Raw genomic sequence first — 6,047 nt, 5'->3', positions numbered from 1 at the left:
CCCTCCACCACACCCCCATCGGCGTCTTCCGCGACACCACCCGCCCCGTCTACGACACCCTCATGGCCGACCAGCTCGAAGCGGCGGTGGAGCAGTACGGGAAGGCGGACCTCGGGGCGCTCCTCACCGGCACCGATTCCTGGACGGTGACCTCGTCGCACTGAGCCGGTCGAGGGTGCGCGGGAGTGCGGGCCCGGACACCCTCGGTGACCGGGGACCGGCCCCGCCGGCCGGCGTGACCAATCACACCCCGGCGGCCACGGGCCGACCGCCGCAACGGATCCGGACGCTCCACCGGCCCCGGACCCGCCTCCGGAGCCGGTCGGGGGAGGCGGCCCCGAAGGCGCCTGACCTAGCCTGGATCGGCAGTACGAGATCCGGGGGCCGAGCGCAAAGGAAGAGCGCGTCCATGGGCATCACCACCAGTTCCGTACGTCGTCGGCGTGCGGGATCCGCCGTCACGGCGGCCGTCCTCGGCCTCCTGGCGGCAGCCGCCGCACCGGCCCTCGCCGCCACGGACGGCCCGGCCGGCACCCCGGCGCAGGGCGCCCACGGCACGGCCCGCACCGCCCCCGAGGGCACGGCCCGCACCGCCCCCGACGGCGCGGCCCGTACGGCTCCCGAGGGCACGGCCCGTACCGCCCCCCAGGGCGCGCACGACGCCGCCCACGGATCCGCCCCCGCCGCCGCCCGGGGCGAGCAGGGCGCGGCCCGCACCGCCCCCCAGGGTGCCCGGAGCGCCGCGCACGGCGCCGCCGGGACCCCGTTGGCGATCACCCGGCTGGCCCAGGGCCCGGGGCACGCCGTCGCCATCACCATCGACGACGGACCCGACCCCCGCTGGACGCCCCAGGTCCTCCAGGTGCTGCGGCAGAACCACGTCAAGGCCACCTTCTGCATGATCGGGACCAACGCCAAGAAGTACCCGGAGCTGGTGCGCGCGGTCGCCGCCGACGGGCACCGGCTGTGCGACCACACCGCGGACCACGACGAGACCATGGACCACAAGCCCGTCGCGTACCAGCGTCAGCAGATACTCGACGGCAAGGCCATGATCCAGAAGGCCGTGCCGGGCGTCGCCGTCGACTACTACCGCGCGCCGGGCGGTGCCTTCACCCCCGACAGCCGCGCGGTGGCCACCCAGAGCGGGATGCAGCCCCTGGGCTGGAGCGTGGACCCCAGGGACTGGAGCCGTCCGGGCCTGCCGGCGATCGTGTCCGCCGTGGAGGGCAAGCTGCCGCAGCAGCCGACCGTCCTGTTCCACGACGGCGGCGGCGACCGCAGCGAGACGGTCGCGGCGCTCAAGCAGTACCTGCCCTGGCTCACCGCGCGGGGCTACGCCTTCACCTTCCCGGTCCGCGCCACCCCGTAGCCCTCAGCGGTCCCCGTTCCCCAGGACCTCCAGCAGCCGCTCCGCGAACTCCCGCGGCCGCTCCGTGCAGCCCAGGTGCCCGCCGGGGAACTCGGCGAAGGCGGCCCCCGTCAGCTCTGCCAGCCGACGGGCCGGCCCGTACAGCGCCGGCTGCGGGCGCGAGTCCCGTCCGGCGGCCGTGACCAGCCGTGCGGAGGCCTCCCGCAGGGCCGGCAGGTCCGGCGCGCTGCCCGTGAAGGGGCCCAGGACGTGCTCCAGGAAGAACGGCGTGTTGGCGTACGCGCGCGGCATCATCTCCCGTACCTCGGGGGCCGGTTCGTCCGGCTCCCGCTCCGGCAGGGCCTCCCCGAGGCCCTCCCCGAAGCGCTTCATCGCGGGTCCGGCGCCCTCCTCCAGGAACAGCGCCCGGACCTCGGCGAACAGGGCCCGGTACGGTGCGGGGTCCTCCAGCACCTCCACCAGCGGCGGCTCGTGCGCCACCACGCGGCGTACCCGCTCCGGGTGGCGGGCCAGCAGGTCGAGCGCGGCGATCGCGCCCGCGCTGCAGCCCAGTACGTACGCGGGCCCGTGCGGGGAGACCACGTCGAGCAGGCGGCGCGCGTCGTCGGCCCAGTCGGCGGGCCGCTGTTCGCACGGGGGCCCGTCGAGGGTGCTGCGGGACTGGCCGCGCGGGTCCTGGGCGACGACGGTGTACCCGGCGCCGGCGAGCGCGGGGGCGATCGCCGCGTACACGGCGGCGTCGGCTCCGCCCCCGGGGATCAGCAGCAGTACGGGGCCGCTGCCCCGCGTCTCGTAGTACAGGGTCGCGCCGGGCACCTCGAGGGTGCGGGCGGTGGGCGTCTCCATCAGCGGTCCTCCCCATCGGCATCCATGCCGTCTTCCGTGCCGTCTTCCGTGCGGTCTTCAGCGCGGTCTTCCGCGTCGTCGCGGGACGGCCAGTTCTCCAGCGTCACGTGCAGCGCGTCGAGCGACCGCGCCCAGGACTCCCCGACCGTGCGGGAGTGGTTGAACCCGCCGCCGAGTTCGAGGTGGACGAAGCCGTGGAAGGCGCTGCGCAGCAGCCGGCCCGCGTCGGTCAGGTCCGGCTCGCGGAGCCCGTAGGCGCGCAGCATCCCGTAGGTCAGCTCGACGCTGCGGCGCAGGGCGGCGGAGTCCACCACCTCCTCCGGCGCCAGGCGCATCTGCGTCGCCTCGTACCGGCCGGGGTGCGCCAGGGCGTACGCCCGGTAGGCGTCGGCGAAGGCGACGAGAGCCTCCTTGCCGGAGCGGCCCGCGACGGCGTCCGCGATCCGCCCGGTCATCTCCTCTGAGGCCAGCAGCGCGACCCGCACCCGCAGGTCGCGAAGGTTGCGCACGTGCGAGTACAGGCTCGCGTCCTTGACCCCGAAGCGCCGTGCCAGCGCGGACAGCGTCACCTTCTCGATGCCGGCCTCGTCCGCCATGGCGGCGGCCGCCTCCACGACGACGGCGGCATTCAGCCCCGCACGTACCACGGGACACCCCCTCGATCCTTGCCTAGACCTTCTAGGCAGAAACCTAGGAGGTCTAGGTTCTGTTTGTCCAGCCACCGCTCTTGGAGGGAGCGGCACGCGTCAGGAAAGATGATCATCTCTTGATCGCTCGTGCCGATCAGGGATTCGACACCAGGGGGGAACCGGTGATCATCAAGTGATGCGGGAGTTCGAGAACGCCGCCCGGCAGTCCGGCTTCGTCCTGGACGACGCCCAGCGACAGGCCGCCTTCCGACTCGGTGAACTCGCCGCGGACGTCACCCGCAAACGCGGACTGTTCGGCCGCGGCGCCGCGCCCGCGCGCGGGGTGTACCTGTGGGGTTCGGTCGGCCGTGGCAAGAGCTGGCTGACCACCACCCTCTACGAGGCCTTACCCCTGCGGAACAAGCGCCGGCTGCACTTCCACGACTTCTTCCGCGAGTTCCACGCCGCCTACCACCGCCACCAGGGCGACCGCCGGGTCACCGACCTCGCCGTCACCGAGCTGCTCGGCGACTGCCGCTTCCTCGTCTTCGACGAGTTCCACGTCCACGACGCCGGCGACGCGATGCTGATCGGCCGCGTCCTGCGGTCCATCCTCGACCAGAGGATCACCCTGCTCACCACCTCCAACTACCCTCCGGCCGGGCTGCTCCCCAACCCCGTCTTCCACGAGATGTTCCTGCCGACGATCAAGATGCTCGAAGAGACCATGGACATCGTCGAACTCGGCGGGGGACGGGACTACCGGGCCGAGTACGCGTCGGGCACCGCCCGCTCCGAGTTCGAACGCGGGGCCTACCTCTGGCCCGGCACCGAGGAGCAGCTCGCCGGACACGGCCTCCGCCTCCCGCGGCCCGGCGACCGGCAGCAGGTGGAAGTGACCGGCGGCCGCACCGTCCAGGCGCTGGCGGTCGATGACGAGCGGATCTGGTTCGACTTCCACGACCTGTGCGACCGGCCGAACTCGACCGGCGACTACCTCGCGCTGACGGACCGCCACCCCGTCTGGGTGCTCTCCGGCCTGCCCCGCCTGGCCGGCGAGGACCGCGACGCGGCCCAGCGGTTCGCGAACCTCGTCGACGTGCTCTGCGACCGGGACGTACGCCTCGTCCTCGTCGGAGAGGCACCGCTCGACGAGGTGCTGCGGGGCGAGTCCCTGCCGCTCGACGTCAACCGGACCGCGAGCCGCCTGTCGCTGCTGTCCGCCACGGCCGACTCCGACGCGCACTGAGCGGCGCCGGGACGCCGCCACCGGCGGCCCCGGCACCCGCCCGTCCCGCGGGACCGCAGGTCAACGGCCGCCACGGGAACGGCCTCGGCCACCCCGGCGTCGACGTGGCCGTGATCCCGCCCAGCCCTTGCCCCCTGCCTCTGCCGCTACCGGGGCAGCGGCACCGCGGCGTCCGCCCAGGCGGCCCGCCACTCCCGAACCCGCGGTGCGGGGCCGACGGCCACATCGGCCCCCACCCACCCGGTGACCGGCCGCAGCCCGTGCAACGCGTTGGTCACCCACACCTCGCACCCGTCCAACTCCTCCGGGCGCGCCCGGCGCCGCCGCACCGCGACGCCCAGTTCCCCGGCGCGCCGCACCACCCAGGCGGCCGTCACCCCCGCGAGCACCGGCAGAGCGGGATCGACGACGCACAGGACGTCCCCCTCCCACCACACCAGGCTCGCCGTGGCGGTCTCCAGCACCACCCCGTCGTCGGAGACGAGCAGCGCGTCATCGGCGCCCGCCGCGACGGCCGCCGCCCGCAGGGTCCCGAGGGCTCCCAGGTCCGGCCCCTTGCGCCGCGGCGCCCGCCGGGGATCCTCGCCCCCGGCCCACAACCGCACCGCGTCCGTCCGCGGGGGCGCCGGCCTCACCCGCACCTGCAACCGTCCGCCGACCAGTTCCACCCGGGGGAACCAGCATCCCCGCCGGGGCAGCGCCGCCGCGACGGCCTCCGGGAAGCCCCCCGGCTCCGGCCCGCCCGCCTCGGCGACGGCCGCCGCGAACCGACGCCAGTGCGCGGGCAGTTCCCGTACCCGGCCCTCCTCGACGAGCCAGGAGTCGGCCGCCGCCAACGCCCCGGCCGCCTCCTCACCCTCGACGAGCCCGCCCGCCCCGTACAGGAGCACCCGCTCTCCGCCTCCACCGGCACCCGCCGACCCCGTCGTCATGCCCCGGAGCATAGATCGCCGCGCAGTCCGGACCCTCACCCCCGACGCGCCCACGGGCACCCCGGGCACACGGAAGGGCCGGCCGCGGGGGCTCGTGCGGACCCCCACGACCGGCCCTTCCGGCGGATCAGCTGTTGGCGGAGACGTTGCCGGAGAGGACCGGGATGTTGTCCAGGATGTGCGAGAGCGGCTCGTCGCCCTTGGCCTGGGTGGAGTTCTCGGTGCACTGCTGGTTCTGCGGGTTGGCGAGGACGTTGACGTCCTGGACGCCGACGTTGGCCAGGATCGCGATCAGGGACTGCGCGTTGACCTTGACCGGCAGACCGATGCAGGGCTTGTTCAGGGTGCCCTGGACGGCGCTGAGCTGCGGGCTCATGTCACCGGCGGTCTTCTGGTTGCCGTAGACCTGGGAGGCGCCGTTGCCGTTGACGGTGTTGATCCCGTTGTCGTTGCCGATGGCCATGGCCGGCGCGGCAGCGGCAGCGCCCGCGCCGATCGCGGCGGCGGTGGCTGCTGCGGTGACCATCATCTTCTTCAGCATTCTCAAGCAATCCTTCGCTAGAGCGGAAACGGGCCCGTGTTGGGCAAGTCGACCTTCTAACGCCGACGTGCCACCGCCCGTGGCGGTCTGTCACCCGAATGCGCGCGCCCCGCCCCGCTCCGGCGCTCCCTCACGTGTCGCTCAGCGCCAGGCACTTGGAGTTCTGCGGGAAGCCCCGTACCCCGTTGTTGACCGCGATCAGGGCGTCGCCCGCCAACCGGGAGCCCCCGGCGAACGCGACCTCGACGGCCGGCTCGCGCCCGTAGGTGGTGAACGCCCACACCCCGCTGCGCCCTGCCCGCTCGTCGTCGAGCACCCAGTCGACACCGTTGACGTTCACACAGGTGTCCACGGTCGGGGCGAGGGGCCGCACACCGCACCGCAGCACGATGGCCCCACCACCCCACCCGGCGGCCCCCACGCCGTCGACCGCGTCACGCCCCTGCCCGAGCAGCGTCCCCGGCAGGCCCGCGACCAC

At 74.3% G+C, this 6,047-nt stretch carries 7 protein-coding genes and 1 pseudogene; 3 read left to right on the top strand and 5 right to left on the bottom strand.

What is annotated here, in order from left to right; translation table 11 throughout:
• Both ABZW32_RS38520 and ABZW32_RS38515 read left to right on the top strand, forming a co-directional pair.
• Positions 1–164, top strand: a pseudogene (locus ABZW32_RS38520) (2-oxoacid:ferredoxin oxidoreductase subunit beta); the annotation flags it as partial.
• Positions 165–409: 245 nt separating this feature from the next.
• Positions 410–1,372 (top strand): polysaccharide deacetylase family protein, encoded by a 963-nt coding sequence (locus ABZW32_RS38515; RefSeq protein ID WP_356225404.1) that lies wholly within the window; start codon positions 410–412, stop codon positions 1,370–1,372.
• 3 nt (positions 1,373–1,375) lie between these two features.
• Here ABZW32_RS38515 and ABZW32_RS38510 read toward each other — a convergent pair whose 3' ends face one another.
• Positions 1,376–2,218 carry an alpha/beta hydrolase gene (locus ABZW32_RS38510; RefSeq protein ID WP_356225402.1) on the bottom strand — a complete coding sequence of 281 codons (843 nt, stop codon included), beginning with the start codon at positions 2,216–2,218 and terminating at the stop codon, positions 1,376–1,378.
• The gene (locus ABZW32_RS38505) at positions 2,218–2,865 is read right to left on the bottom strand and encodes a TetR-like C-terminal domain-containing protein (protein ID WP_356225400.1); all 648 of its coding nucleotides are present in this window, start codon (positions 2,863–2,865) and stop codon (positions 2,218–2,220) included. The genes ABZW32_RS38510 and ABZW32_RS38505 overlap by 1 nt, the downstream gene beginning before the upstream one ends.
• A 178-nt stretch (positions 2,866–3,043) precedes the next feature.
• Between ABZW32_RS38505 and zapE the strand changes: the two genes are divergently transcribed.
• A complete protein-coding gene (zapE, locus tag ABZW32_RS38500; protein ID WP_356225398.1) occupies positions 3,044–4,096 on the top strand; it encodes a cell division protein ZapE in 1,053 nt (350 codons plus the stop codon).
• Positions 4,097–4,242: 146 nt separating this feature from the next.
• Here the strand turns inward: zapE and ABZW32_RS38495 are convergent, their stop codons facing one another.
• From ABZW32_RS38495 to ABZW32_RS38485, 3 genes are all read right to left on the bottom strand, one after another.
• Positions 4,243–5,028 carry an aminotransferase class IV gene (locus ABZW32_RS38495; RefSeq protein ID WP_356225396.1) on the bottom strand — a complete coding sequence of 262 codons (786 nt, stop codon included), beginning with the start codon at positions 5,026–5,028 and terminating at the stop codon, positions 4,243–4,245.
• A 127-nt stretch (positions 5,029–5,155) separates the two neighbouring features.
• The gene (locus tag ABZW32_RS38490; protein ID WP_356225394.1) at positions 5,156–5,569 is read right to left on the bottom strand and encodes a rodlin; all 414 of its coding nucleotides are present in this window, start codon (positions 5,567–5,569) and stop codon (positions 5,156–5,158) included.
• 130 nt (positions 5,570–5,699) lie between these two features.
• Positions 5,700–6,047 (bottom strand): DUF3515 family protein (locus tag ABZW32_RS38485; protein ID WP_356225392.1); only part of this gene is annotated, 348 nt, incomplete at its 5' end.

Origin of the sequence: Streptomyces sp. NPDC004667 (assembly GCF_040609475.1) — a bacterium.
In the GTDB taxonomy this organism is placed as follows: Bacteria; Actinomycetota; Actinomycetes; order Streptomycetales; family Streptomycetaceae; genus Streptomyces.
Note: the sequence above shows the minus strand (reverse complement) of the source record. Positions and strands in the feature narration are given on the sequence as shown.

What these genes read in the sequence shown, in the direction of transcription:
- ABZW32_RS38515 (WP_356225404.1), top strand. Translation starts at nt 410, where the DNA reads ATGGGCATCACCACCAGTTCCGTACGTCGTCGGCGTGCGGGATCCGCC.
- ABZW32_RS38510 (WP_356225402.1), bottom strand. Translation starts at nt 2,218, where the DNA reads ATGGAGACGCCCACCGCCCGCACCCTCGAGGTGCCCGGCGCGACCCTG.
- zapE (WP_356225398.1), top strand. Translation starts at nt 3,044, where the DNA reads ATGCGGGAGTTCGAGAACGCCGCCCGGCAGTCCGGCTTCGTCCTGGAC.
- ABZW32_RS38495 (WP_356225396.1), bottom strand. Translation starts at nt 5,028, where the DNA reads ATGACGACGGGGTCGGCGGGTGCCGGTGGAGGCGGAGAGCGGGTGCTC.
- ABZW32_RS38490 (WP_356225394.1), bottom strand. Translation starts at nt 5,569, where the DNA reads ATGCTGAAGAAGATGATGGTCACCGCAGCAGCCACCGCCGCCGCGATC.